This is a genomic window from Brevundimonas sp. UBA4553 (assembly GCF_002387245.1).
Lineage (GTDB): Bacteria > Pseudomonadota > Alphaproteobacteria > Caulobacterales > Caulobacteraceae > Brevundimonas.
The window spans coordinates 93,895-119,525 of the sequence record NZ_DGLD01000010.1; the positions used below are offsets into that span (position 1 = coordinate 93,895).

30 protein-coding genes and 1 riboswitch are annotated in these 25,631 nt (G+C 68.3%); of the genes, 5 read left to right on the forward strand and 25 right to left on the reverse strand.

Annotation, left to right across the window (positions count from 1 at the left end):
• Positions 1–25: 25 nt before the first annotated feature.
• The 17 genes from B4A39_RS06390 to B4A39_RS06470 form a co-directional block, all read right to left on the reverse strand.
• Positions 26–868, reverse strand: a complete 843-nt coding sequence (locus B4A39_RS06390) for a tol-pal system protein (protein WP_292034486.1) — start codon at positions 866–868, stop codon at positions 26–28.
• Positions 869–924: 56 nt separating this feature from the next.
• Complete coding sequence (locus B4A39_RS06395) at positions 925–2,076, reverse strand: DUF3667 domain-containing protein (RefSeq protein WP_292034488.1); 1,152 nt, start codon at positions 2,074–2,076, stop codon at positions 925–927.
• A 109-nt stretch (positions 2,077–2,185) separates the two neighbouring features.
• A complete protein-coding gene (gene pal / locus B4A39_RS06400; RefSeq protein ID WP_292034489.1) occupies positions 2,186–2,740 on the reverse strand; it encodes a peptidoglycan-associated lipoprotein Pal in 555 nt (184 codons plus the stop codon).
• A 154-nt stretch (positions 2,741–2,894) separates the two neighbouring features.
• On the reverse strand, positions 2,895–4,283 hold the full coding sequence (tolB, locus tag B4A39_RS06405; protein WP_292034492.1) for a Tol-Pal system beta propeller repeat protein TolB: 1,389 nt from the start codon (positions 4,281–4,283) through the stop codon (positions 2,895–2,897).
• A gap of 344 nt (positions 4,284–4,627) precedes the next feature.
• Positions 4,628–5,500 carry a hypothetical protein gene (locus B4A39_RS06410; RefSeq protein ID WP_292034494.1) on the reverse strand — a complete coding sequence of 291 codons (873 nt, stop codon included), beginning with the start codon at positions 5,498–5,500 and terminating at the stop codon, positions 4,628–4,630.
• Between the two features lie 4 nt (positions 5,501–5,504).
• Positions 5,505–5,969 (reverse strand): ExbD/TolR family protein, encoded by a 465-nt coding sequence (locus tag B4A39_RS06415; RefSeq protein WP_292034495.1) that lies wholly within the window; start codon positions 5,967–5,969, stop codon positions 5,505–5,507.
• 3 nt (positions 5,970–5,972) lie between these two features.
• On the reverse strand, positions 5,973–6,725 hold the full coding sequence (tolQ, locus tag B4A39_RS06420) for a protein TolQ (RefSeq protein WP_292034497.1): 753 nt from the start codon (positions 6,723–6,725) through the stop codon (positions 5,973–5,975).
• 124 nt (positions 6,726–6,849) lie between these two features.
• Positions 6,850–7,305, reverse strand: coding sequence for a tol-pal system-associated acyl-CoA thioesterase (ybgC, locus tag B4A39_RS06425; protein ID WP_292034500.1), 456 nt, complete (start codon positions 7,303–7,305; stop codon positions 6,850–6,852).
• A 2-nt stretch (positions 7,306–7,307) separates the two neighbouring features.
• Positions 7,308–7,709 carry a hypothetical protein gene (locus B4A39_RS06430; protein ID WP_292034502.1) on the reverse strand — a complete coding sequence of 134 codons (402 nt, stop codon included), beginning with the start codon at positions 7,707–7,709 and terminating at the stop codon, positions 7,308–7,310.
• A gap of 69 nt (positions 7,710–7,778) precedes the next feature.
• Positions 7,779–8,807: a Holliday junction branch migration DNA helicase RuvB gene (gene ruvB, locus B4A39_RS06435; RefSeq protein ID WP_292034504.1), complete on the reverse strand. Its 1,029-nt coding sequence runs from the start codon at positions 8,805–8,807 to the stop codon at positions 7,779–7,781.
• A 148-nt stretch (positions 8,808–8,955) separates the two neighbouring features.
• Positions 8,956–9,579: a Holliday junction branch migration protein RuvA gene (gene ruvA, locus B4A39_RS06440; RefSeq protein WP_292034506.1), complete on the reverse strand. Its 624-nt coding sequence runs from the start codon at positions 9,577–9,579 to the stop codon at positions 8,956–8,958.
• Positions 9,576–10,094: a crossover junction endodeoxyribonuclease RuvC gene (gene ruvC, locus B4A39_RS06445; RefSeq protein WP_292034508.1), complete on the reverse strand. Its 519-nt coding sequence runs from the start codon at positions 10,092–10,094 to the stop codon at positions 9,576–9,578. Before ruvC ends, ruvA begins: the two co-directional genes overlap by 4 nt.
• Before the next feature lie 118 nt (positions 10,095–10,212).
• A complete protein-coding gene (locus tag B4A39_RS06450; RefSeq protein ID WP_292034510.1) occupies positions 10,213–11,049 on the reverse strand; it encodes an outer membrane protein in 837 nt (278 codons plus the stop codon).
• Between the two features lie 153 nt (positions 11,050–11,202).
• Positions 11,203–11,919 carry an MgtC/SapB family protein gene (locus tag B4A39_RS06455; RefSeq protein WP_292034511.1) on the reverse strand — a complete coding sequence of 239 codons (717 nt, stop codon included), beginning with the start codon at positions 11,917–11,919 and terminating at the stop codon, positions 11,203–11,205.
• A 74-nt stretch (positions 11,920–11,993) separates the two neighbouring features.
• Complete coding sequence (locus B4A39_RS06460) at positions 11,994–12,692, reverse strand: MgtC/SapB family protein (protein ID WP_292034512.1); 699 nt, start codon at positions 12,690–12,692, stop codon at positions 11,994–11,996.
• Between the two features lie 35 nt (positions 12,693–12,727).
• Complete coding sequence (locus B4A39_RS06465) at positions 12,728–13,279, reverse strand: energy transducer TonB (RefSeq protein WP_292034514.1); 552 nt, start codon at positions 13,277–13,279, stop codon at positions 12,728–12,730.
• A 59-nt stretch (positions 13,280–13,338) separates the two neighbouring features.
• Positions 13,339–13,857, reverse strand: a complete 519-nt coding sequence (locus tag B4A39_RS06470; protein WP_292034516.1) for a hemerythrin domain-containing protein — start codon at positions 13,855–13,857, stop codon at positions 13,339–13,341.
• Between the two features lie 127 nt (positions 13,858–13,984).
• On the opposite strand from B4A39_RS06470, the gene B4A39_RS06475 reads away from it, so the two are divergent.
• Entirely contained in the window at positions 13,985–14,647 is a 663-nt protein-coding gene (locus B4A39_RS06475; RefSeq protein WP_292034518.1) for a hypothetical protein, read from the forward strand.
• Positions 14,648–14,665: 18 nt separating this feature from the next.
• Here B4A39_RS06475 and B4A39_RS06480 read toward each other — a convergent pair whose 3' ends face one another.
• Entirely contained in the window at positions 14,666–15,439 is a 774-nt protein-coding gene (locus B4A39_RS06480; RefSeq protein ID WP_292034521.1) for a YebC/PmpR family DNA-binding transcriptional regulator, read from the reverse strand.
• A 126-nt stretch (positions 15,440–15,565) separates the two neighbouring features.
• On the opposite strand from B4A39_RS06480, the gene B4A39_RS06485 reads away from it, so the two are divergent.
• A complete protein-coding gene (locus tag B4A39_RS06485) occupies positions 15,566–15,772 on the forward strand; it encodes a hypothetical protein (RefSeq protein WP_233190139.1) in 207 nt (68 codons plus the stop codon).
• Positions 15,773–15,775: 3 nt separating this feature from the next.
• On the opposite strand, the gene B4A39_RS06490 is transcribed toward B4A39_RS06485, so the two are convergent.
• Positions 15,776–16,204, reverse strand: coding sequence for an acyl-CoA thioesterase (locus tag B4A39_RS06490; protein WP_292034528.1), 429 nt, complete (start codon positions 16,202–16,204; stop codon positions 15,776–15,778).
• A 62-nt stretch (positions 16,205–16,266) separates the two neighbouring features.
• Between B4A39_RS06490 and B4A39_RS06495 the strand changes: the two genes are divergently transcribed.
• Both B4A39_RS06495 and B4A39_RS06500 read left to right on the forward strand, forming a co-directional pair.
• Positions 16,267–17,406 carry a zinc-dependent alcohol dehydrogenase family protein gene (locus tag B4A39_RS06495; RefSeq protein WP_292034530.1) on the forward strand — a complete coding sequence of 380 codons (1,140 nt, stop codon included), beginning with the start codon at positions 16,267–16,269 and terminating at the stop codon, positions 17,404–17,406.
• An 8-nt stretch (positions 17,407–17,414) separates the two neighbouring features.
• On the forward strand, positions 17,415–17,774 hold the full coding sequence (locus tag B4A39_RS06500; RefSeq protein ID WP_292034532.1) for an endonuclease domain-containing protein: 360 nt from the start codon (positions 17,415–17,417) through the stop codon (positions 17,772–17,774).
• Positions 17,775–17,958: 184 nt separating this feature from the next.
• On the opposite strand, the gene B4A39_RS06505 is transcribed toward B4A39_RS06500, so the two are convergent.
• The 4 genes from B4A39_RS06505 to B4A39_RS06520 form a co-directional block, all read right to left on the reverse strand.
• Entirely contained in the window at positions 17,959–18,801 is an 843-nt protein-coding gene (locus B4A39_RS06505) for a ribokinase (protein WP_292034534.1), read from the reverse strand.
• On the reverse strand, positions 18,798–19,733 hold the full coding sequence (locus B4A39_RS06510; RefSeq protein WP_292034536.1) for a nucleoside hydrolase: 936 nt from the start codon (positions 19,731–19,733) through the stop codon (positions 18,798–18,800). The genes B4A39_RS06505 and B4A39_RS06510 overlap by 4 nt, the downstream gene beginning before the upstream one ends.
• Positions 19,734–19,895: 162 nt before the next feature.
• Positions 19,896–20,555 (reverse strand): aspartate/glutamate racemase family protein, encoded by a 660-nt coding sequence (locus B4A39_RS06515; RefSeq protein WP_292034538.1) that lies wholly within the window; start codon positions 20,553–20,555, stop codon positions 19,896–19,898.
• Positions 20,552–21,553 carry a D-cysteine desulfhydrase gene (locus B4A39_RS06520; protein ID WP_292034725.1) on the reverse strand — a complete coding sequence of 334 codons (1,002 nt, stop codon included), beginning with the start codon at positions 21,551–21,553 and terminating at the stop codon, positions 20,552–20,554. Before B4A39_RS06520 ends, B4A39_RS06515 begins: the two co-directional genes overlap by 4 nt.
• Positions 21,554–21,776: 223 nt before the next feature.
• Positions 21,777–21,886: riboswitch (TPP riboswitch) on the forward strand.
• A gap of 63 nt (positions 21,887–21,949) precedes the next feature.
• Between B4A39_RS06520 and thiC the strand changes: the two genes are divergently transcribed.
• The gene (gene thiC, locus B4A39_RS06525; protein ID WP_292034540.1) at positions 21,950–23,914 is read left to right on the forward strand and encodes a phosphomethylpyrimidine synthase ThiC; all 1,965 of its coding nucleotides are present in this window, start codon (positions 21,950–21,952) and stop codon (positions 23,912–23,914) included.
• Here the strand turns inward: thiC and B4A39_RS06530 are convergent.
• Together B4A39_RS06530 and B4A39_RS06535 are read right to left on the reverse strand one after the other, a co-directional pair.
• Positions 23,877–24,548, reverse strand: a complete 672-nt coding sequence (locus B4A39_RS06530) for an NADAR family protein (RefSeq protein ID WP_292034542.1) — start codon at positions 24,546–24,548, stop codon at positions 23,877–23,879. The two genes, thiC and B4A39_RS06530, sit on opposite strands and share 38 nt — an antisense overlap.
• Positions 24,517–25,533, reverse strand: a complete 1,017-nt coding sequence (locus B4A39_RS06535; protein ID WP_292034544.1) for a phosphoribosyltransferase-like protein — start codon at positions 25,531–25,533, stop codon at positions 24,517–24,519. The genes B4A39_RS06530 and B4A39_RS06535 overlap by 32 nt, the downstream gene beginning before the upstream one ends.
• Positions 25,534–25,631 lie beyond the last annotated feature (98 nt).

A 25,631-nucleotide genomic window follows, 5' to 3' on the forward strand; every position in this document is an offset into this window, starting at 1 on the left:
GTCAGGCCGTCGGCGTCGGCTGGCGTCAGCTGCAGTTCGCCCGCGTGCGCAGCTGCGTGGCGCGGGTCTTCTGCGCCGCCGTCGCCGTCTCGGCGTAGCGGCGGGTGAACTCGGTCAGCGCGCCGCAGGCCTGGGTGGCCCGGTCGGTGGCGCGCAGGGCCTCGGCCAGTTTCAGCGTCGTCTCCGGCGCCCAGGGCGTGCGCGGCCAGCCGTTCAGGGCGGCGGCGTAGGCCGGCACGGCGGCGGCGTTTTCGCGCGCGGCGACATAGACGTCGCCCAGGCGCGAATTCGCTTCACGCGACTGCGGCGTATTGGGCCAGGTGACGATCACCGTCTCCAGCGCGCGCTGCCCGCGCACGCCGTCGGTCCCCAACAAACGCAGCGCCGCCGTCAAGTCCTGGGCGGCGTCGCCGGTCGGCGAGTGGGCGACGATCGGCCCGTTCAACTCCGCCTCTTCCTCGGCCGCCTTCTCGGCGCGCTCGACCCGGCCTTCCAGATCGCGCAGGCGACGGCTCAGGGCGGCGTTGTCGCGCGTGGCCTCGTCCAGCTGGAAGGTCAGGCGCTCGCCGTCCGCGTTCACCCGCTGGAAGGTCTGCTCCAGATCCGACAAGCGACGCTCCATGATCTGAAGCTGGCCCTGCATGGCCACGACCTCGGGATCGGGTTCGACCAGCACCGGCTGGCCGGCGGCGTTCCTCTGGGTAAGAGCGCGTTCCAGACGGCGGACATTGCGGTCCAGCTGGTCCAGACGGCGCTTGTCCCACTGGACTGGCTCCATCGGCGCGACCTGGGCGACGACCGCGCCTCCGATCAGGGTCAGACCGATGGCCGTCATGGCGGCGGATTTGGAAAAAGTCAGCTTAAGCATGTCTCAAGTCGTCCCACCGATTTGCGGCGCTCGCAAGGCCGAGATCCAGGCCCGGGTCAGTGTCCCAGCCCCAGGTAGATGATCGACACGATGAACAGGGTGGCGGCGATCTCGCAGAAGATCAGCAGGGCCACCGTCCGCCACAGGGTCGAGAAGATCTTCAGGCTGTAGGCGCCCTTCAACTGGGCGAACATGTGGACCGGGACAATCAAACTCGCCACCAGTCCCGCGACAGCCCCCGCCCCCTTCACCGTCGTCGCCAGCACCACCACCGCCATCAGCAGCAGCGACATGAAGGTCAGCGAATACAGCACGAAGACCCCGTGATCATACAGGGTGAAGCCCCGCTTCCACAGGAACATCAGGGCCACGAAGGGGATCGACAGCGGCACCAGCAGGAAGGCGAACTTGTAGATGGTCTGCTGCAGCTTGTAGAGCGCCAGGTCCGGGTTCTTCAGCTTCTTGGCCACGGTCTTGGTCAGGCCGTTGGTCTCGCCGTTCTTGCCCACGTCGGCGGCGATATCGGCCACCTGCGCCTGCCAGGAGCCCGGCGACAGCCCGTCCTTGCGCCCCTCGAGAGCGTCGTGCTCCAGCCGCGCCAGCTTGGCCTTTTCGTTGATCACTCCGGCCTGGGCCGCGGCCAGAACGCCGGCGGACACGCCCGCCCGCGCGCCGCTGTTGACCGGCGGAGGCGCGTCGCCGGCCGGCTCCATCGCCGCCGTGGCCGCATCGACCTCCCTCTGGGCGGCGGCGACGACCACCTCGGCCTCCGCGATCGCCTCGCGCTGGGCGGCGATCTGCTCCGGCAGCCCCTGCAGCTTCATCTCCGAATGCGGCATGAAGCTCAGGGCGAAGAACATGACGAACAGGGTGAACAGGAACATGGCCAGAGGCGAGACGTAGCGCGTCCGCTTGCCCTGCACCCATTCACGCGTCAGCCGCCCGGGGTTGACGATCAGCAGCGGCAGGGTCCGCCAGAAGCGGCCGTCGAAATGCATGACCCCGTGCAGCAGTTCCTCGCCCAGATGCAGCAGGGTGCGGTGCACATGGGCCGCCTGACCGCAGTTGGCGCAGAAGCGGCCCGTCACCTCGGCGCCGCAGTCGGCGCAGACCGCATGATGCTCGCCCGACTTTCCGGTCGGCTTCTCGATGGCCCCTGCGATGATGCCGCCCGTCATGGCGCCGCCCGCTGCTTCCAGATCAATCATTCCGCTTCCCCCCGGATTCGGCGCGGACTTTGATCCGCTGCGCCCGCAAAGAAAAGAGGCGCCGGCTGCAAAGCCGACGCCTCCCGTCATTCTGACGCTGTCGCCCGGTTTAGCGGGGGGCGCCCGACACGATCGCGGTGTGGGCGTTGCGGTTCTGGGCCCAGGCGGACTCGTTCGAACCCTCGGCGATCGGACGCTCCTTGCCGAAGCTGATGGTGTCGATACGGCCAGCCGGCACGCCGCGCTGGATCAGATAGGTGCGGACGGCCTCGGCGCGACGGGCGCCCAGGGCCAGGTTGTATTCACGGGTGCCGCGTTCGTCGGCGTTGCCCTCGATGCGAACCGTGACCTGCGGATAGCGCTGCAGCCAGGCGGCCTGGGCGTCCAGACGCGGCTGGGCTTCCGGGCGCACCGAATAGGAGTCCAGATCGAAGTAGATGCGATCGCCGACGTTGACGACGAAGTCCTGCTCCGAGCCCGGCGCGGCGGCGCCGACGTTGCCGCCGGTCACGGGGCCGGTCGGGGCGGTCGGGTATTGCGGGCCGGTGGGCTGGGCCGGTTCCACCGGCACGGCCGGCTCCACCTTGGGCTTGGGCGCGCAGGCGGCCAGGGCGGCGACGGCGGCGCTGACGGCGGCCAGCTTGATCAGGGTCGAGGAATTCATTGGGTCGTCTCCTTGTATTCTAGTCTGAGGACGGCGGCCTCAAGCTTGGCTTTATCCGGCTCTGCTAGACCGCGGCATCCAGCCGCGCCAGACGCGATAACGCACAGTTTATGGGAATGGCTCCGCTCGTGATCTCACGAAGCCGTAACCCCCGTCAGGCGGGGCAGGAATCCGCGCCCTGACCGATGCCCAGGCTGGCCGGCGGGGCGTCCAGCAGACCCGACCACGCCGGGTCCGAACCGCGTCCGTCATAGCCCGCCTGCGCCACCACGCGACCCGACAGGTCGACGGTCCACAGGCGGGTGTCGCCGCCCGGGCTCTGGCGCGCGAAGGCGATGTAGCGGCCGTTCGGCGCCCAGGACGGGCCTTCCTCGAAATAGCTGGACGACAGGATGCGCTCGCCTGTCCCGTCCGACTTCATCACTCCGATGTGGAAGCGGCCGCCCGACTGCTTGGTGAAGGCGATCATGTCGCCGCGCGGGCTCCAGGCCGGGGCCGTATAGATGCCGCCGCCACGCGAGATCGGGCGCTGGCCCGAGCCGTCCGCCCGCATGGTGTAAAGGCGCGCCGAACCCGAGCGGTCGGAGGTGAAGACGATCTGGTTGCCGTCCGGGCTGAACGACGGCGAGGTGTCGATGCCGGGGTCGCTGGTCAGACGCGACAGCTGACGCGTGCGCAGGTTCATCACATAGACGTCGGTGTTGCCGCCGCGAATGATCGAGAAGGCGATCTTGGACCCGTCGTTCGAGAAGCGCGGCGCCAGCACCTGCCCGTCGAACTCGCCCAGGCTCTCGCGGCGGCCCGTCGACAGGTTGTAGAGGTAGATGCGGCTGTAGTCCTTGCCCAGGGCCACATAGGTGACCTCGTCCGGGTTGGACGCCGAGAAGCGCGGCGACATGATGATCTCGTCGCCCTGGGTCAGGAAGACGGGGTTGTAGCCGTCTTGATCGACGATGGTCAGGCGCGACAGCTTGTTCAACTGGGTGCCGCTCTCGGACACGAACAGGACGCGCGAATCAAAGAAGCCCGCCTCGCCCGTCATGCGCTGATAGATGACGTCCGAAATCTTGTGCGCGATCCGACGCCACTGTTCGCTCGTGGCGGTGAACTGATAGCTGACCAGCTGGCACTGGCGGTACGGGTCGTACAGGCGGAAGCCCACGTCCACCCGCCCATCGGCGCGCGGCGTGACGCCGCCGTACAGCACCGCCTGCGCCCCGATCGAGGTCCACTGCGGGAAGTTCGGCGCATTGGCGAGGGTCAGCCCCGTCTCGATGAAGCTCGCCGGGTTCAGCGGGTCAAAGAAGCCCGAGCGCTTCAGGTTGCCGCTGATGACGTTCGAGATCTGCGGCCCGTTCTGCCCGGCGAAGGGCACCACGGCGATCTGCAGCGGCCGCAGCACGCCCTCGTCCACCACCACATCCTGCATCGGCGCAGCCGCCGCCGTCGCCTGTGGCTGGGTCTGGGCCGAAGCGGGCTGAACCATCGCCGGGGCCGCCATGACGACCGCCGCGGCCGAGGCGAGGAGAAGGTGCAGACGCATGAAGGGCTCCCAGAGTTGGACGGATCGTCGGTCCTTATCGCCAGACCGTATGACAAAAACCAGCTTGTGAAAGACAAGCTTGCCCCGGAATGGGGCGACTTTCAGACTTGGAGGCACGCTTTCCTGCGGCGCTGCCCCCTCGATCCCTTCTCCGATGGGAGAAGGTGGCCCGAAGGGCCGGATGAGGGTCGTTCGTTGAAGTCGGCGACAGGCGCCGCGCAACGGCTTACGCCGAAGGCAGTCATTAGCCCCTCACCCTTTCGCCTGACCCAATCGCTTCGCTCTTGGAGGCTCAAGCCCTCTCCCGCCGGGAGAGGGTTCATTGTCCAGTTCTCGCCCCTGCCTTAGCGGCCGCCGCACTGACGCGCGGTTTCAAATCGGAACGGCACGTCCTGAGCTTGGAAACCGGCAGGAACCGTGAACGGCGACGTCGCCCGCAGCGCCCGCAACATGGCTTCCGAAGCCGCCCGCCAGGTCGGGTCGCTGCGCGTGTCCTGCAGGCGCGGCGACCCGACGATGTCCCCGTCGGCGCTCAACCGCACGGTGACGCGGATCACCAGATCATCCATCCCCGGCATATCGCAATTCAGGTTCCAGTTCGGCGTCACCTGTCCGCCTAGGGCCGCCAACTGCGGGCCGGTGGCGCGCGAGGCTGTCCCCGATCCCTGCTGCCCCGTGGCCGGACGGCCCCGGTTCGGGGTCGGGCGCGGCGGGCCCGCCAGAGCGTCCAGGTCCAGACCGGGCGCAGGCTTGGCGGGCGCCGGACGGGCCGGTGCGGGCGGAGTCGGCCGCGCGGGGGCCGGCGGCGTGGGGCGCGCCTTCTCGGGCGCGGGCGGGGTCGGACGCGGCGGGGTCGGACGCGGCGTCGGCGCAGGCGTCGGGCGCGGCGCGGGCGCCTTTTCCGGCGGCCTCGGCGTGGGACGCGGGGCCGGCGGCGTCGGACGCGGGGCGGGCGGCGGCGGAGACGGCGTCGGCTCCGGCGGGACCGTTTCCGGCGGCGTCTCGACCGGCGCCGTCGCCCCGTCCTCGGGCGAGGGCTCCGGTTGCGGATTGTCGGCTGGCGCGGCGGCGATCTCGATGTCCGAGACGATCGACACCGGCACCGAGTTCACCAGCGGCTTGGGCTCGTCCTTCGACGACCACGACACAAGCGCGAGCGCCACCACGCCGGCGTGCAGCGCGAGCGATCCGGCGATGGCGGGACTGGGTCGACGCAAGCCGTCAGCCCTCCGCCGTCTCGTCGGCGGCCGTGTCGGTGATCAGGTTCAGCTTGGTGAAGCCCGAGGCCGACAGGCGGGCCATCACGCGGGCCACGGCCTGATAGGGCGCGCGGCCGTCGGCGCGGATGAAGACCGCCTTGTCGCGCGCATCCGCCCCGCCCTCTTCGGCCACGCGGATCGCCAGCTGTTCCCAGCGGACCTCGCCCTCGCCGATGAAGATGGCCCCGTTCTGATCGATCGAGACCGTGATCGGCTTGTCGGTCGTCTCGACCGCGCTGGCCTCGGTCTTGGGCAGCTCCACCGGGACGCCGACCGTCAGCAGCGGCGCCGAGATCATGAAGATGATCAGCAGGACCAGCATGACGTCGACCAGCGGCGTGACGTTGATTTCACTCAGCGGCCGCTTGCGCGCGCGGCGACGACCGCGCCCGCCCGCGCTTCCGCCCCCTCCTCCACCCAGGGCCATGGATCAGGCGCCCCGACGCAGGTTCAGGTCGGACGAAGGGACCGGCGGCGGCGGCGGAGCCGAGGGCGCGCCCAGGCGCCGGGCGATGGCCGATTGCAGATCGTCGGCAAAGGCTTCCAGACGGCCCGTGAACTTGCCCGCCGACACCGAGAAGGCGTTGAAGGCGATGTAGGCCGGGATGGCCGCCGCCAAACCGATAGCCGTGGCGAACAGGGCCTCGGCGATGGCCGGCGCCACGGTCGTCAGATTGGTGTTGCCCGCCTTAGCGATGTTGCCGAAAGCGTTCATGATGCCCCAGACCGTGCCGAACAGGCCGATGAAGGGCGAGGCCGTGGCTACCACCGACAGCACGCCCAGGCCGTTCTCGATCTTCTGGCTCTCGCGGGCGATGACCGAATCCAGGGCGCGGTCGATGCGGGCGATCAGCATATTACCCTGGGTGTCGGTCATGGCCCCGCGCGACCGCGCCTCGCGCCAGTCCTGCAAGGTCAGCACCAGCATGCGCGGCAGGGGATCGACCGGCTGCGCCCCGGCCTGCGCCGCGACATCTTCCAGCGACCGGCCGCTCTCGACCTGCTTCTCGAACTCAGTCGCGCGGGCGTTCATGCGGGTGAAGCGCACGGCCTTGTCGATGATGATGGTCCACGACCAGACCGAGGCCGCGGCCAGGCCGATCATCACCACCTTCACGACCAGATCCGCCTGGTTGAACAGGGCGATGGGATTCAGTAGCGAAGCGTCGACTGGGGCGGTCATGCGGCGTCCTTGGATGGGTCCGGTGTCGTCTACCCTTTTCGAGCGGGCGGACGTGGCGGTTTCATGGCGGCGGGTCTAGCCGTCGTCGCGTCCCGCGTCACGGGGGCCGCATCTGACAACCTCGTTATTGCGAAGCTTCACCGGAGAGCCACGGCGTCACCAGCTCGACCAGCCGCTTTGTCGGTCGTCGAGGTCGGCCGTCCAGATGGATGCAGACCGCGACCACATCGGCCCGGCACAGGACCTCGCCGTCGCGCTCGACCGTCTGGCGAATGATCAGGCGCGGCCCCCTGATCGCCTCATAGCGGGTCCGCACCACCAGGGCGTCGTCGATCCGGGCCGGCTTGACGTAGGTCAGGTTCAGCGTGGCCACCACGAAGGCCAGCGGCTCGTCCTGCTCCAGCAGTTCGGCGTGACCCACCCCGGCCAGCCGCAGGAAGTCCGACCGCCCGCGCTCGAAATAACGGACATAGTTGGCGTGATAGACCAGCCCGGTGAAGTCGGTGTCCTCGTAATAGACCCGCACGGGCAGCAGGTGATCCAGCCCGTCGAATCGGCCGGCGGTCGGTTGATCGGTCATCGTCAGCCCTGAACGGTCGTCGTCACCGAAGCCTTAGCCGTCGATGCGGCCGCATTGAAGCCGGGACAGAACTGCGCCTTCATTTCCGCGAACTCGGCGCCCAGGGGATCGTCGCCCATCAGAATGCGGTTGGGGCGCGAGACGAAGGCCACGGCCGGCTTCTGTCCGGCGATCCCGGCATAGCCGCAGACGGCGCGGCGCTTGCCCGTCTCCAGATAGCGCACCTCGGCGCCCGGCCCCATCTGCGCCTTCACCTGGCTCAGCGCCCGTTCCGCCGGCGTCGCCTGCTTCGGCCCGAAACGCGCGCCCTGGTTCAAGGCGACCAGGCTCAGCGCACCGAGCAGCAGCACGGCTGCGCCCAGCACCGCGATCTTCTGGTCCGTCCCGATCCCGCGTCGCGCCATCGCCCGTCTCCTTCAGGCGCGAGCATGGCCGGGTTTGGCGCACGGGTGAAGTCCCTTTGCGAGCCCCTCCTACGGCCCGAACAGGTCCGGCGGCGGCGCGGCCTGAACCTTCGGCGCCTCCAGTCCCAGATGCTCATAGGCCCGCGCGCAGGCCACCCGCCCGCGCGGCGTGCGCATGATGAAGCCCTGTTGCAGCAGATAGGGTTCGATCACGTCCTCGACCGCGTCGCGCGCCTCGGCGATCGCAGCCGCCAGCGTGTCCATGCCCACCGGCCCACCGCCGTAGTTCTCGATCAGGGCCTTGAGGAAGCGCCGGTCCAGACTGTCCAGCCCCGCCTCGTCGACCTCCAGCCGCGCCAGCGCCCGCGCCGCCGCCAGCCGGTCGATCGTGCCGCCCTCGGCGTCGGCGAAATCGCGCACCCGCCGCAACAGACGCCCTGCGATGCGCGGCGTGCCCCGCGCCCGGCGCGCGATCTCCATCGCCCCGTCCTCGGTGATGGCCGCGCCCATCTTGCGCGCCGCGCCCCGGATCACCGCCGTCAGTTCCTCGGGCGAATAGAACTCAAGCCGCAGCGGAATGCCGAACCGGTCCCGCAGCGGCGTGGCCAGCAGCCCCGCCCGCGTCGTCGCCCCGACCAGGGTGAAGGGCGCCAGGTCGATGCGCACGCTGCGCGCCGACGGCCCCTCGCCGATGATCAGGTCCAGCACATGATCCTCCATCGCCGGATAGAGGATCTCCTCCACCAGCGGCGACATGCGGTGAATCTCGTCGATGAACAGGACGTCGCGCGGCTCCAGATTGGTCAGGATCGCCGCCAGATCGCCCGCCTTGGCCAGGATCGGCCCCGACGTCGCCCGGAACCCCACGCCCAGCTCGCGCGACACGATCTGCGCCAGCGTCGTCTTGCCCAGCCCCGGCGGCCCGAACAGCAGGACGTGGTCCAGCGCCTCCGAGCGCCCGCGCGCCGCGTCGATGAAGACCTTCAGATTGCCCTTGGCCGCCGACTGACCGACGAACTCGTTCAGCGTCTGCGGGCGCAGCGCGCGGTCGTGCTGCTCGCCCGGCGCGGCGTCGCCGGTCACCAGACGCTCGCTCATGATTGACCGCTCATCCCCGCGGAGGCGGGGACCCAGGTTTGAGCAACACGACGCACGGTCACAGTCATTGCATCTTCATACCGGGCGACGGCGCCGAAAGCCAAAGCACTGGGTCCCCGCCTCCGCGGGGATGAGCGGATGTGAAAAGTCACCGCCCCAGCTCCTGCAGCGCCGCGCGGATGACCGCCGACAGCTCCGCCTCATCCCCCAGCCGGATCAGCGCCTGATCCACCGCCCGGCGCGCATTGACCTCGGCTATGCCCAGCCCCAGCAGGGCGGCGACCGCCTCGCCCGTCACGCTCGGCGGCGGCGGGGCGGCGGCGACCTCGGCGTGGACGCCCGGCGCGCTCGGCGCGAAATGCCCGTCGCCCAGGGCCTTGCCCTTCAGTTCGGTGACGATGCGCAGCGCCAGTTTCGGTCCCACCATATTGGCGCGCGCCACCGCCGCCTTGTCTTCACGCGCCACGGCGCTGGCCAGTTCCCCCGGCGGCAGGACGTCCAGCACGGCCAGCGCCGCCTTCGGCCCCACGCCCTGAATGGCCAGCAGCAGGGTGAAGGCCCGCCGCTCGTCGCGGGACAGGAAGCCATACAGACGCGGCCCCGCGTCCTCGCTCCACTGGCTATGGATATAGAGGGTCGTCTCGTCGCCCGGCGCCGGCAACCGCCCCAAGGTCCGCGCCCCGCAGGCCGCCACATAGCCCACCCCGCCGCAGTCGATCAGGCATTCCGCCTCCCCGACCTCGGCCAGAACCCCGCGCAAACGACCGATCATGCCGCCCCCCTCAGGCTCGCACCCAGACTCAGGGAACGCCGATGGTGCGCGTGGGTGACGGCCACCGCCAGGGCGTCCGCCGCGTCCGCCTTCACCTCGCCCGCCGCCGGCAGCAGCCGCTTGATCATGAAGGCCACCTGGCTCTTGTCCGCCTGCCCGGCGCCGACGACCGCCTTCTTGACCAGGCTGGGGGCGTATTCCGCCACGCTCAAGCCCGCTCTTGCCGGGGCCAGCATGACCGCCGCCCGCGCATGGCCCAGCTTCAGCGTCGAGGCCCCGTTCATGTTGACGAAGACCTCCTCGATCGCCGCCTCGTCACAGGAATATGAGGCGCAGATCGAGCCCACCTCCTCCAGCAGATGCAACAGCCGTTCCGAGAAGGGCGCCTTCTCGGCAGGCGTCACCACCCCGTGCGCGATCCAGCGCAGGCGACTGCCCTCGCTTTCGATCACGCCCCAGCCGGTGCGCCGCAAACCGGGGTCCAGGCCCAGGATTCGAGTCGTTACGTTCGTCATTCGTTCCAGTCATGCCCCAAACGAGGTTGACGAACAATGACCGGACCGCCCGACGCGCGGAAAAGGCCGATCGCAGGGCGACCGGCCTTCGCTGCTCCACCGCTTCCGGTGAGGACGATCAGAAGCGGTAGTTCATCCCGATCCGCACCTGGTGCGCGCCGAAGCGGCCGTTGCTGCGGATCATGTCCGTGCCCGTCGTATTGGGCGCCAGGACAAAGGGATTGGTCGCCGGGGCCGTGCCCTGGCCCACGCGGACCACGGGGCTGTCGGCTTCCAACGAGGTGTAGAGGTATTCGCCGTTGACCGTCAGACCGCCGCCCAGGGCGTATTCAACGCCGCCCCCGGCCTGCCAGCCGTCGCCGTCATCGGCGTCCGAGGTGACGGTGAAGCTGTTGGCGGTGTTGCTGCTGCGGAAGCGGTTGTCGAACTTGCCGTAGGCATAGCCGCCCGTGCCATAGATCAGGGTCGGCCCCATGGCGTAGCCGAGCCGCAGGCGCGCCGCGGCCACCTGCTCCAGATCGCGGGTGAAGGTGTAGTTGGCGGGGGTTGTGCTGAACCCGGTCGCCGAGTCCTCGACGCTGGTCACGCTGTATTCGCCCAGGACGCCGGCGACGATGTTGCCGAAGCGCCAGTCGTAGCCCACGCGCACGCCGGCCTCGGCCCCGCCGGAATCCTTGTCGCAACCGCCGGCCGCCGTGGGATTGTTGGCGGCGCCGCCGCAGAAGCCGGGGCTGAAGGCGTCCGCCCCCGCCGCCGTGGCGACCGTGTCGCCGTAGCGACCGTCCAGATTGCGGTCGAAGCCCAACCGCTCGTCATCGTCGTCATTGGCCGTGGCGTAGCCGCCGAAGATCCCGACATAGGGACCGGTCCAGGCCTCCCGGTCCGACTGGGCCAGCGTGGGGGTGGCGGCCAGCGCCGTCAGGGCGACGGCGGAAAGCAGGGCTGTGCGGATCATGAAGCGACCTTTTCGGATGACGCGGCCAGGCCGCCTGTCCCCGAAAAGCCTCCAGCCTCCCCGACGTTCCGGCCGCACCGGGCGGCCAGATGCCGCACATCCAGAACCGCATCTGGAACGTACCGGCGGCCAAAATACCGGTTGCGCCTTGCCTCAGTCGTCCCTCGGCATGACTGAAAAACCGGCCAGCCCGCCCTGCTCCGCCAGGCGTGTCGACAGGCCGGCGACGTTCAGCGGCATCGGCCCGCGCGCCTTGATGTGGTGTTCGTGAATCTGGCCGTCGTGGCTGACCACATGGCCGATGCGCACCGGCTTCAACCCGCTGTCCGAGAGCAGGTCGCGTAAGGTCGCCTCGCCCGGGACCGAGGCCCGCGTCCAGCGCAGGGTGACGTCCACCACCCCGACGTGCGGCAGGCGGGCGTCCAGAAAGCGCAGGATGGCCAGCACCAGCAGGGTGGCCCCGCCGGCGATGAAGCCGAGGTCCCACATCCCGATCCCGAACATCACCCCCACCGCCGAGGTGGTCCACAACGAAGCCGCCGTGGTCAGCCCATGCACCGAGAAGCCCTCGCGGAAGATCACCCCCGCGCACAGGAAGCCGATGCCGGTCAGGATGCCGTGCGACATCCGCGTCGGGTCGATCACCAGCCGCTGGTCCGGCAGGGCGACAAAAGCCCAGGTCGCCTGGTGCATGGCCGCCAGCATCAGCACGCACGAGGTCATGCAGACCAGTATATGGGTGCGGAACCCCGCCGGATGGCCGTGATAGGTCCGCTCGATCCCGATCAGGCCGCCCGCGACCATCGCAGCCGCCACCGGCCCGATCAGGGCCAGATCCAGTGTTCCGGCCAACGCCCCGCCTACCGTCATGTCCGACCCTCAAGCTGCACAGGACCGTTCACGGTGGACCGCGCCGCGCCTGGGGACAAGAGGCCCGGCCCGCCTCAGTCGTCGCGCGGGTCCAGCACATAGTCGGTGACCCCCGGCAGGGCGCACAGCCGCGCCGCCAGTCCCTTCAGCTCGACCTCGCCGCCCGCCTTGATGCGCCAGCTGCGCCGCACCACCGCCCCGCCGTCGATCAGCTCGAAGCGGTCATGCCGGGGCGAGGGATCAATCGCCTTCAGCGCCGCCTCGACCTCGGCCTCGGGCGAGGGTCCGTCGCGGCGCCAGCGCACCTCCACGTCCGTCAGCACCCGCGCCGGCAGCCTCACGCTCACCAGTCGCAATGCGATCAGGATCACCCCGGTCACCACCGTCCCCACCACGCCCAGGGTGAACAGCCCCGCTCCGAACAGCAGCCCCAGCGCGGAGGTGATCCACAGACTGGCGGCCGTCGTCAGGCCGTGGATGGAAAAGCCGGTTCGGAAGATCACTCCCGCGCACAGAAAGCCAATGCCCGTCAGCACCCCGTGCGCCATACGCGTCGGGTCGGTGACGATGTTCTCATCCGGCAGAGCGCGAAACGCCCAGTCCGCCTGCCCCATGGCCGCCAGCATCAGCAGGGCCGAGGCCAGACTGACCAGGATGTGGGTGCGAAACCCGGCCGCACGCCCCCGCCACTCCCGCTCCAGCCCGATCAGGCCGCCGGCGACGACCGCGCCCACGATCGGCAGGGCGAAACTCTCGATCTCGGACAGATTCATCCCACGGCAACGGTCAGGCCCGCCGCCCCGTTCCCCTATTCCAGACGGTAGCGAGCGGTGAAGGCCACCCGGCTTTCGACAGGATGGCCGTCGACGAGTCTTGGCTGGACCCGCGCCCTCATCGTCGCCGCCACCGCCTGCTGGCCGAAACCGACGCCGACCGGCGACTCCTCGACGATCCGGCAGCTTCGGATGTGGCCGTCGGCGCCCGCCTGGCACTCCAGTCGCGCCATGCCGCGCTCCGCCCCGGCCCGCTGGGCCCTCTCCGGATACTCAGGCCGGGGCGCCTGCAGCCAGACGGGGCGGGTGATCACCTCTCCCTCGTCAGTCTCATAGGACGCCGGCGCGGCCTCCGGCGGCGCGGTGTAGGACGGCAGGGTCTCGGCCGGCGGCGCCTCGGCCGCCGGCGGCAGGTCCAGCCGCACCCTGACGTTCGACAACACCCAGGCCACGCTCCAGGCCGCGCCGATGATCAGCGCCAGGGCCACGCCCCAGACGCCCAGCTTCACCCACAGCCAGCGGCGACCCTCGACCGGCGGCGTCGTCGCGCCCGGCAGATCAAGCCGCGGGTCCATATCGTCCGTCATCCAGCCCTCCCCGGCGTCGCGCGTCGACAGCCTAGCAGGACCGTGGAGGAAGCTGAACGTCAGCCATGCTTCTCGACATAGGCTTCCGGGTCCTTGTTCACAGGCTTGACCCCTGTGATGTGTCGCGCGGTGAAGGCGGCGAAGCGCACGCCCAGCGCATGACGTGTCGCCAGGTCGGCGTTCAGCCGGAAGTCCGTCAGGCCCTGCCGCTCCTCCTCGCCCATATGCTTGGAATTGACCACATTGGCCTCGCCCACGGCGGCGAACCACTCCGGGGATCCCACCCGATGGCCCGCCACCGCCTTGACCGCGTCGCGCAGCTTGTTGTGATCCTCGATCGCGTCCTCGGTCTCGCCCTCGACGGTTCCGTCCTCGGCGTCGTTGGCGCCTTCGCCCAGCTTCAGCAGCTGCGGATAGAAATGCTGCTCCTCGGCTTCGGCGTGGGCGTCCAGAAAGGCCGACAGCCGCCCCCACACCGCATCCAGCGCCTCCACCTCGGCCGGGTCGATCTGCTCGATGATCGAGAACAGCCGCCGTTGCTCGGCGTGGTCGTCAAGGATCAGCTGGGTGATGTCCATCAGTCAGGCTTGCTTTCGGCAATGGCGGGGTTTCGCCTCAACCCGCCCCGGCGGGACGGGTTCCCGCTTGCCCGCGCCGGCCATCGGGCGCATTTTGCCGATCCGTGATCTCCGAAAGGAAGCCGCCATGCGCGCCGCCCTCTTCGTTGCCTCTCTGGTCGGCCTGTGGCCGCTCGCCGCGACGCCCGCCGCCGCCCAGGAAACCCAGGCCCAGTTCATGGAGCGCTGCACCCGGGACCTGGCCGAAACCGCCAACATGGCCAGCTACGCCGAAGGCGCCTGCCTCGAACAGTGGCCGAAGATCACGCGCGCCAACCAGATGATCGACGCGCTGCTGTCGGTGTTTGTCGCGGACACCCCTGCGGCGCTCGATCCGGCCGACGTCCAGCGTCGCGCCTCCATGGTCCGCTGGCGTTCGGCCTCGCAGGGCCAGTTGGCGGATCTGAACGTCGAGACGACGCGCGTCCCGACCACCCGGATCATCTTCAACTGGTCGGCGACCGGCGAGCCTGTGCCCTTTGATCCGGTCGAGGGTCTGCGCGTGCGCGGCGCCCGCGTCGATCCCATCGGCTGCTACGCCTATGGCGCAGGCGAGAGCAACAGCGTCTGGCGTGTCGAGGCCCCGGGCCATGCGCCCTTCGCATTGAGCGTCTACAACCGCGAGGCGCCCACGGCTTCAGCCCTCTCCTACATCACCGTCAGCGCGGATGCGGAACGCAACATCCCCGCGCTCGGCGACCTCAGGGCCGCCGAGCCGGATCAGGACTGGATGGAGACCTGCCCCCGCTAGAGGGACCGGTCAGGACGATCAGCCCGCGTACTTGGCGGCGTCTTCGTCCGAGATGTCTTCGTTGGAATAGACCGACGACACGTCGTCCTCGGCGTCCAGCGCGTCCAGCAGCTTGAACAGGGTGCCGACGGCCTCGCCGGTGACCGGCACTTCCGACTGCGGCTTCCACACGATGGCGGTCGACTTCGGGTCGCCCAGAACCTTGGACATGGCCTCGGCCACCTCGTTCAGGTCCTCGAAGGCGGTCCAGATGGTGTGGCCCGGAGCGTCCTCATAGATGTCCGGCTTGACCAGATCGCTCTCGACGTCCTGAGCGCCGGCCTCGATGGCGGCTTCCATGACGGCGTCTTCGGTGCCGGCCTCGGCCTTGTAGATGATCTGGCCGACCTTATCCCACATGAAGGCGACCGAGTTCATCTCGCTCAGGGCGCCGCCGTTCTTCTTGAAGGCCGCGCCGATGTTCGACGCCGCGCGGTTGCGGTTGTCGGTCAGGGCCTCGACGATGATGCCCACGCCGCCCGGACCCCGGCCCTCGTAACGGACCTCTTCCATCGTATCGACGTCGCCGCCTGCGGCCTTGTTGATGGCGCGCTGGATGACGTCCTTGGGCAGGCTTTCGGCCTTGGCGTTGTTGACCGCCAGACGCAGGCGCGGGTTCAGCGCCACGTCGGGCATGCCGGACTTTGCGGCGACGGTGATGTCGCGGGACAGTTTGGAGAACAGCTTCGACCGCTGGGCGTCGGCGCGCCCCTTGCGGTGCATGATGTTCTTGAATTTCGAGTGGCCGGCCATGAATCTCGCTGCCAGATTTCTGAAACGTGAGGCGAGGCCTTTACTGGATGTGCGATCCTCTGTCACGACAGGGAACCGCCCGACTGCGCCGGGGATTTAGCGCAGACCAAATATCGGGAGACGCAGATGGCCGCCGACGACACCTATCTGGACGACGCCTATGACGAAGGCCTCGACCACGCCCACGCTGGCGAGATCGTCGAATGGTACGCCAAACGCCCCGTCACGGTGTCCACCGCCGCCGCCACCGGCTCCATCGTCGCCGCCTTCGCCCTGGGCGCCCTGACCGCCGTCGGAACCCTGTTCCTGCTGCGCCAGTACGACGAACGCTAGGGCTCAGAGCCCTTCCAGAAACGCCCGCAGCGCCTCGGGGATGGCTGCGGGCCGCATCGTGTCGCGCCTCACCATGACGTGGACGAAGAATCCCTCGGCCGTCGCCTCGTCCTCGTCGTTGCGGAACAGCCCGACCTCGTAGCGGATGCTGGACGATCCCAGCCGCCCGACCCGCACCCCGGCGTGGATCACGTCCGGATAGGCGGCCGAGGCGTGAAACCGGCAGCCCGATTCCGCCGCCACCCCGATCACTTCCGACCCCGTCACGTCCAGCAGGCCAGCCTCGATCAGCACCTGATTCACCGCGGTGTCGATGAAGGCGTAATAGGCGACGTTGTTGACGTGGCCATAGGCGTCGTTGTCCGCCCAGCGCGTCGTCAGCCGCACGAACCGCCGATAGTCGCCGCGCCTCCCCCTGCTTCGCTCCGCCATCCTCGCCCCTTGGCCTCCGCTACGTCATGCGCCTAGCCTGCCAGCAGATGGGAGCCCTGACCATGCCGACCGCCACCCGCGCCGCCGTCCTGCGCCACACGGGCGCCGCCCGCCCCTACGCCGACAGCCGCCCGCTCAGCCTCGAGACCGTCACCCTCGACGACCCTGGTCCGGGCGAGGTGCGGGTCGCCGTCAAGGCGGCGGGTCTGTGCCATTCGGATCTCTCCGTCATCAACGGCGACCGCCCCCGCCCCCTGCCCATGGCCCTGGGGCACGAGGCGGCGGGTGTGGTCGAGGCCCTGGGCGAGGGCGTCGCCGATCTGGCCGTCGGCGACCACGTCGTCATGGTCTTCATGCCGTCCTGCGGCCACTGCAACCCTTGCGCCGAGGGTCGTCCCGCCCTGTGCGAACCGGGCGCCGCCGCCAACGGCAAGGGCGAGCTTCTGACCGGCCGTCGCGCCCTGCACGCCGGACCCGAACCCCTCAACCACCACCTCGGCTGCTCCGCCTTCGCCGAGCACGCCGTGGTCTCGCGCCGCTCCCTGGTGAAGATCGACCCCGCTCTGTCGTTCGAGCATGCCGCCCTGTTCGGCTGCGCCGTCCTGACCGGCGTGGGGGCCGTGGTGAACACGGCGGGCGTCCGCGCGGGCCAGTCGATGGTGGTCGTCGGCCTCGGCGGCGTGGGTCTGGCCAGCGTCCTTGGCGCCCTGGCCTCGGGTGCCTCGCCCATCGTCGCCGTCGACCTGTCGGAGGACAAGCTGGCCCTCGCCCGCACGCTCGGGCCGCAGGGCGTGGTCCAGACCGTCAACGCCGCCGATCCCGACGCCGTCGATCAGGTCCGCGCCCTGACCGGAGGCGGCGCCGACTTCGTCTTCGAGATGGCCGGCTCCGTCCGCGCCCTCGACAGCGCCTGGCGCATGACCCGGCGCGGCGGGACCACCGTCACCGCCGGCCTGCCCCCGCCAGAGGCCGCCCTGGCCGTCAACGTCGTGTCCCTGGTCGGCGAGGAGCGCACGCTGAAGGGCTCCTACATCGGAACCTGCGTCCCGACCCGCGACATCCCCCGCTACGTCGCCCTCTTCCGTCAGGGCCGCCTGCCTGTCGACCGCCTGCTCAGCGGAACCCTGGCGCTGGACGACATCAACGCCGCCTTCGACGCCCTCGCCGACGGTCAGGCGGTGCGGCAGGTGATCCGGTTCTAGAAGCGCCGATGAGAGCCTCAGTCCTCACCTCGAAACGCGCTCGCCATCTGCGCCGCGCCATGACCCCGCCCGAGGCGGCGCTCTGGGTGCGGTTGCGCGGTAGGCGACCCAGTTTGCCTGCGTTTCGGCGCCAGCACCCTTTCGGTCCCTATGTTCTCGACTTCTATTGCGCCCGCCTGGGTCTGGCGGTCGAGATCGACGTTCTGATCCACGGCACTTGCGACGCGCCCGCTCATGACGCCCGTCGTGACGCGTGGCTGCGCTCACAGGGCCTCGAAATCCTCCGCTACCCTGCCGCTGATGTCCTGTCCGACGCCGATGAAGTGGCGGGCTCTATCTGGACCCTGGTCATGTCCCGAACCCGCTGAGCCCTCAATCCTCCCCCGTTCACGGGGGAGGGGGACCGCGCAGCGGTGGAGGGGGCGGGCACATCCGCCAGCCTTCAAAGACCCTCTCGACCGCCTACCGAGCTTCAAACCGCAACGCCCGGCCTCGCCCCCTCCACCATCCTTCGGATGGTCCCCCTTCCCCGCTTCGCAGGGGAGGATCGGACTAGGCCAGCAGGTCCTGAACCTCTTCCCGCGTGCCCAGCGACGACTGCGCGCCGGGCCGCGTCGCCGCCAGCGCCCCCGCCGCGCAGGCGAAGTGCAGGGCGGCGTCCGGCGTCATCCCGTCCAGCAGGGCGACGGTGACGGCCCCGACGAAGGCGTCGCCCGCCCCCGTCGCATCGACCGCCTCGACGCGCGGCGGCGTGGCCCAGGCCATCTCGACGCCGCGCCGGTACATGACCGCCCCACGCGCCCCCTTGGTCACCGCCACCAGTCCGCCGCCGACGTGCAGGGCGTCGCCATAGAAGGCGGCCTCCGTCTCATTGACCACGATCAGGTCGGCCCGTCGCAGCAGGGCCTCCGACACCGGAGCGGCCGGCGCCAGGTTGGCGCAGACGAAGTCCGTCGCCCGCCCCACCGCCGCCTCGACCGTCTCGATCGGCAGCTCCAGCTGGACGATCAGCGGCGTCTCGATGCGCGAGGGCAGCTGCTCAGGCGTGACGAAGTGATTGGCCCCGGCGGCGACCACGATCTGGTTTTCGCCCGAGGGATCGACCGCGATCAGGGCCACCCCCGTCGGCGCCGCGATGTCCGTCTCAAGCCCCGATAGATCCACCCCGTGCGCCAGCATCAGGGCCACCGCCGCGCCCGACATCTCGTCATCGCCGACCCGTCCGATCAGGCTGACCTCCGCCCCCAGACGTCGCGCCGCCAGCGCCTGGTTGGCGCCCTTGCCGCCCGCGTGCCGGGCCAGGGTCGCCCCCGTCACCGTCTCGCCCGGCCCAGGCAGGCTGGGCGCCGACGCCACCATGTCCAGATTGACCGATCCGACGACGGTGATCCTCATTGGCCTTCTCCCAGTCGCTCGGTGATCAGGGCGAAGACCCCGTCGGCGTCCGCCCTTGTCGCCCAGAAATGGTTCGCCGTCGCGGCCTCGACGCGGAACTCCACCGCCGTATGCCCGCGCGTCAGCTCGCTCTCGGTCTCCACTGCGATCCGGCAGGGCTGAAGCGCGAACAGCTCGGGCTTCAACAGCCAGGCCACGGTGCAGGGGTCGTGCAACGGCCCCGCGTCCCAGCCGACGATCACCCGCTCGATCCTCTGCGAGAAGCGCAGCATGGCCGCCGCCGTCCGCGCCGAGCCCGTGTCCACCGCCTCGATGGCCGCGATCCGTTCCTCGGTGGCCCGCACCTGATGCGTGACATCCAGACCCATGACGATCATCCGGCAGCCGGAGGCGAAGACCTCGGCCGCCGCATCGGGGTCGGCCCAGATGTTGAACTCGGCGCTGGCGGTGATGTTGCCGCCCTCGCTGCGCGCCCCGCCCATCACCACCACCGGTCCCAGATGCGCCGCCAGCCTCGGTTCGGCCCGCATCGCCAGCGCCAGATTGGTCATCGGCCCCATGACGGCCAGGGCCACGCTCCCCGCCGGCCGCGCCATGACCAGCCGCACGAGGGCCTCCGCCGCCGTCCCTTCGCCGACCGGCGCCGAGGGCTCGAACGGCTCCAGATCGCCCAGTCCCTCGTCCCCGTGGAACTCGCCCGCCCCCGCCGACGCGCGCTTCAGCGGCCGCTCGGCGCCGACGAAGACCGGCACGTCCTCGCGCCCGGCGATCTGGCGCAGGATCCGCGCATTGCGCGCCGTCTTGTCGGCGCTGACATTGCCCCCCACCGTGGTCACGGCCAGCAGGTCGAGATCGGCGGAGGCGAAGGCGGTCAGCAACCCCGTGGCGTCATCCACGCCGGGGTCGCAATCAATGATGAGAGACTGTTTCACCGTACCGCTTTAGTCCTTCTCCCCTTGTGGGAGAAGGTGGGCGAGCGTAGCGAGGTCGGATGAGGGGTCGCGCTACGCTGCGCATTCAGCGACGGCCAGTCTCGCAAAACCCCTCATCCGGCCCTGCCGGGCCACCTTCTCCCGCAAGGGGAGAAGGGCAGATTACAGACACGCCACCACGCACGCCTGCGCCAGAACCTCGGCTGAATCCGTCAGCGGCGCCGCCACGTCGGCCGCGTCCAGCAACAGCGGCACCTCGGTGCAGCCGCCGATGATTCCTTCCGCCCCTGCCGCGACCAGAGCCGCCGCCAGGTCGCGCATGGCGGCCCTCTGCTCGACGCCCGTGTCGCCTGCCTTGACGCCAAACACCACGGCCATGAAGCGGGCGCGATCCGCCTCGGACAGGCGCACGATCTCCGCCCCCTCGGCCGCCAGCGCCCGGGCGTAGAGCGCCTCGCCGCCCGGCGTGGCCAGCACCCCGATCCGGCGCGCGCCGCGCGCCGCGGCGGCCTTCGCCGTCTCCCCCACCATGTCGATGAAGGGCAGACCCGCCGCCCGGATGGCGTCGGCGTGGGCGTGGGCGGTGTTGCACGGCATGGCCAGCACCTCGGCGCCCGCCGCGCCCAGTCGCACCGCCATCTCGGCCAGGGTCCGCCCCGCCGCTTCGGGTTGCGAATGGCGGTTCGGCACCTGCGGATTGATGTCGGCGATCACGCGGATATGGTCCTCGTCGCCCCGGGCCGGGGTCAGGGCCTGCACGCGCGCCAGAAAGGCCAGCGTCGCCGCCGGCCCCATGCCGCCCAGCACCCCGAGCGTCTTCACGCCAGCGCGCCTTCCAGTTCACCCTGATAGCCGAACAGCCCCTGCGCCCCGCCGGTGTGCAGGAAGACCACGGTCTCGTCCCTGAACCGTCCTGCCCGCGCCAGGGCGATCAGTCCCTTCATCGCCTTGCCGGTATAGACCGGGTCCAGCAGCAGGCCGTCCGTCCGCGCCGCCAGCGTCAGGGCCTCGATCACCGCCTGGTCGATCAGACCGTAGCCTGCGCCGACATAGTCGCAGTCGGCGACCACCATCTCGTCCTTCACCCGCTCGGGATGGCCCAGCAGCGACGCCGTCTCCTTGGCCAGCTTCAGCACGTTGGCCTCCTGCTTGTCCTTCGGCGCCCGCACGCCGATGCCCAGAACCGGAATGTCCGCGCCCATGACCGCCAGTCCGGCGACCAGACCCGCGTGGGTGCCCGCGCTGCCGGTCGCCGTGACGATCCGGCTGACGGCCAGGTCCAGTTCGTCCGCCTGCACCACGATCTCGCGGGCGCAATCGACATAGCCGAGGGCGCCGACCGCGTTCGAGCCGCCGCCGGGAATGACATAGGGCGCACCGCCCCGCGTGCGCACCGCCTCCGCCGTCCGCTCCAGCTCCGCCGCCATGTCGGTCCCGCCCGGCACGCGCCGGATCGCCGCCCCGTACAGCCGATCCAGCAGGACATTGCCGTTCTCGACATAGTCGGTCGCGGTCGAGCCGGTCCGCTCTTCCAGGATGATCTCGCACTTCAGTCCGTGAGCGGCCGCCGCCGCCGCCGTCTGGCGCACGTGGTTCGACTGCACCGCGCCCTGGGTCACCAGGGTGTCGGCCCCGACCTCCAGCGCGTCGCCGAGCAGGAACTCCAGCTTGCGCGTCTTGTTGCCCCCGCCGGCCAGTCCGGTGCAGTCGTCGCGCTTGATCCACAGCTCGATTCCCAGCGCCTCCGACAGCCGCGGCGCGGGCTCCAGCGGGGTCGGCAGGTGCGCCAGTCGGACGCGGGGAAAGCGGGCCAGATGCATGGTCGAGAACTCCGGTTCAATAATCATGGCTAACACGCGAATTCTCGCGGAACCAAGTTTCAGGCTCGTTGTTTATTGCATCGGACACATCGGACGCCCCCCAACCCCGATGTCGTCTGTGGCGGCCCGGCCTTAACGCCCCCCCGACTGAGAAGCCGGGCCGCCCCCCCCCCTCTCCTCCCCACGCCCCGCTTGACCTCCCCCCGAAAGGGACTAAGGGTCGCGACGTTCTCCGGGGTGTCGCAAGCGAGCGGCTGAGATAGAGGTTTCTCCTCTGACCCGTCGAACCTGATCCGGGTCATGCCGGCGAAGGGATGAGTACGCTTCCGGCCCCGGCTTGACGCCACAGGACCGGCACGCCCGACGTCGGCGGACCTCAAACGTTTTGAGGCCGCCATGAACATCAACGTCACCCCGACCGCCCAAGCTGAGTCCGAGGCTCAAGCAGCGAGCGACCGCGTCGCGAGCGATAGCCTCCAGCACAATGAGCCGAACGTGGAGCTGCCGCTGGCAGAGGCCCGCAAGGCCGTCGAGGCCGAGACCGGCCGCATCCCCACCGGCCCCCGCGCCGGCGGCGTGAAGGTCTTCGTGGCGGGCGAGCTCTATCCCGACATCCGCGTCCCCTTCCGCGAGGTCGCCGTCCACCCCTCGGCCAACGAGCCGCCGGTGACGATGTATGACTCATCCGGCCCCTACACCGACCCCGCCGTGACCATCGACATCAAGAAGGGCCTGCCCCGCGTCAAGTCGTCGTGGCAACTGGATCGCGGCGACATCGCCCCGGTGGCCAACCCCCGCGAGGTCAAACCCGAGGACAACGGCCACGCCTCGGGCAAGCACCTGGCCCCCCGCTTCGACGTGTCCAGTCATCAGGTCTTCAAGGGCGTCGAGGGCCGCCCCGTCACCCAGTACGAATACGCCAAGGCCGGCATCATCACGCCCGAGATGGAATACGTCGCCATCCGCGAGAACCTGCGCCGCGAGCAGAACGCCCCCTGCATCCGCGACGGCGAAGACTTCGGCGCCTCCATCCCCGACTTCGTCACGCCCGAGTTCGTCCGTCAGGAGATCGCCCGCGGCCGCGCCATCATCCCGCACAACATCAACCACCCCGAAGTCGAGCCGATGATCATCGGCCGCAACTTCCTGGTGAAGATCAACGCCAACATCGGCAACTCGGCCGTCCTCTCCTCCGTCGACGACGAGGTGGACAAGCTGGTCTGGGCCACCCGCTGGGGCGCCGACAACGTCATGGACCTGTCGACGGGCCGCAACATCCACAACATCCGCGACTGGATCATCCGCAACTCGTCCGTCCCCATCGGCACCGTGCCCATCTATCAGGCGCTGGAGAAGGTGAACGGCGTCGCCGAGGACCTGACCTGGGAGGTGTTCCGCGACACCCTGATCGAACAGGCGGAACAGGGCGTGGACTACTTCACCATCCACGCGGGCGTGCGCCTGCCCTTCGTGCCGATGACGGCCAAACGCGTGACGGGCATCGTCTCGCGCGGCGGCTCCATCATGGCCAAGTGGTGCCTGGCCCACCACAAGGAGAGCTTCCTCTACGAGCACTTCGAGGACATCTGCGACATCATGCGCGCCTATGATGTCAGCTTCTCGCTAGGCGACGGCCTGCGCCCCGGCTCCATCGCCGACGCCAACGACGAGGCCCAGTTCGCGGAACTGCGCACCCTCGGCGAGCTGACGAAAATCGCCTGGGCCAAGGGCTGCCAGGTCATGATCGAAGGCCCTGGCCACGTGCCGATGCACAAGATCAAGGCCAACATGGATGAGCAGCTGAAACACTGCCACGAGGCGCCCTTCTATACCTTGGGCCCGCTGACCACCGACATCGCCCCCGGCTATGACCACATCACCTCGGCCATTGGTGCGGCCATGATCGGCTGGTTCGGCACGGCCATGCTCTGCTACGTCACGCCCAAGGAACACCTCGGCCTGCCCGACCGTCAGGACGTCAAGGACGGCGTCATCACCTACAAGATCGCCGCCCACGCCGCCGACCTGGCCAAGGGCCACCCCGCCGCCCGCCTGCACGACGACGCGCTAAGCCGCGCCCGCTTCGAGTTCCGCTGGGAGGACCAGTTCAACCTCGGCCTCGACCCCGAAACCGCCCGCAAATACCACGACGCTACCCTGCCGAAGGAAGCGCACAAGACCGCCCACTTCTGCTCCATGTGCGGCCCCAAGTTCTGCTCGATGAAGATCAGCCAGGATATCCGCCGCGACGCCCTGGCCCAAAACGACGCCGGCGCCAGCCTAGCGGAGGCCGAAGCCGGCATGGCCGAAATGAGCGCCAAGTTCAGAGCGGGAGGCGCTGCGATTGAGGTGAAGGTGTGAGATACGTCGAACGCGTTTTATAGGTCACAATCGATTCTATCTGCTTATTTAGCATACAGAAATCCGGTATATTCAGAACTTTCAGAGAACGAAAACTCTCTTCAGGACGGTTCCTAACTTCTTCTCTAAGCTCCATTAGGAGCCGTCCCAGTATGTTTTCCCCTATAAGCAAGTCAGCCTCTTGAGGCTGCGCACCCCAGAACGGATCTTTCCGAGACTCTTCTACGATAGGATTGAACCCCGTACTTAGAAGTAGCGTCGAGAATTCGCGAAAATGGAATGCCAGCTTAAGTCTTAAACTCCATCTCATAATTGGAATTCTAACAACATCCCAGTCTGGACGAGATTGAGATCGAAAAGGCTTCCCCTTCATCTTTGCCGTCATTGGACTCGCTTCGCGAATTATCGCTAGCTGAACTTCGGGCAAGTGTGGAAATCTGCAAGCTTGATAGAACGCTTCTACCGTAGGGATGAGCGCGCCATTAACTCGTACCGGAAAGCCCCCAGCCATATTCGACAAGCCGCCGAATTTCTCCTTCGTCTTTAGAAAGACGGCAGCCTCAGACCGCACGTATCGCCGAAAAGGCTCTTGAGCAGGCTCCTCAGAAATCAAAATTGACGAACGGTTTCGCATAGGTTTTCCGAGGCGTTAGCGGACGCCAGTTGCGGAAAGGATGGCCCGGCGCCGCGTCCGGGTCACCCCACCAAAGAGCCAAAGGAGCATTATTCGGGCAATTCCTATATGTCACGATCGTTGCCCCGAAGCCTACGCTAAAGGAGCTGAACCCCAACGGGCGCAGATTAGCCGCTGGCTGAGCACTAAAGCTTCTGATTTTCATACCGGCCTCAAGGAGCGCACCTTCAAGAATCTGCCGGTTCGCTTCGGACGAGAATGGCGTACCTGTGCAACCAGGGGTCCGAGCATCAAACGGATAGGGTCCGCGTGAGTATTCACTCGCGGAAGGCGGAAGGCTAATGGGCCAGTAAATTTCCGACGAGTTTCGGTATGCTTTCCGGTTCTCGATTTCGACACCAAACCAAAGATGGTAATCGAATTTTTTTCCGGAATCTTTCGCAAATTTATCGAGCTTCTGCCTTATCCACCACGACCCGGATTTATGCATGGCAAGCACAATTATGTGCACAACTGCGCCATCTGGCCCATCGTTTTGAAACCAGTTGATCAGATCGGTTGCAACTCTGTTGCCGGTGAAAATTACGTCATCGATATAGACGTAAGAACTTGGCGTTTCCGGTTCGGCCAAGGGGCCGAATTTGGATTTTGAAAGCCCATCGAAGAGGGCGATCATTTCAGCTTGGCTGTTACCATTTTGCTGTATATTCAGAAGTTTGGCGCTTGACCAAAAGCCCTTTGGGTCTCCTCCAGTGAGTTTTTCGCTGCCCAGTAGGCCATCAAGAAATCCAACGGCCAGTTCTTTGCTCAAATAGTTTTGAGACAGTACGGCATTCATCTCCGAGAGCACGGTTGATCGGACGGCTTTGGGAAACTGCCCGCCCCAAAGTTCCACGTGCAGCGCATCAGGTGCCGCTATCTCGCCGAACCGATAATCAGCAAGTTTTTCAGCAATCGACGCGGCTAGTTGGTCATCAGTTGGCATGTTTTTGGCCCTCCCCAAGTTAGCATCCTTCAACCTTCGCGAGAGCGCAACCGGCGATACGTGATCATGTGGAACGTCAGAATTGGTTTCACCTCTCC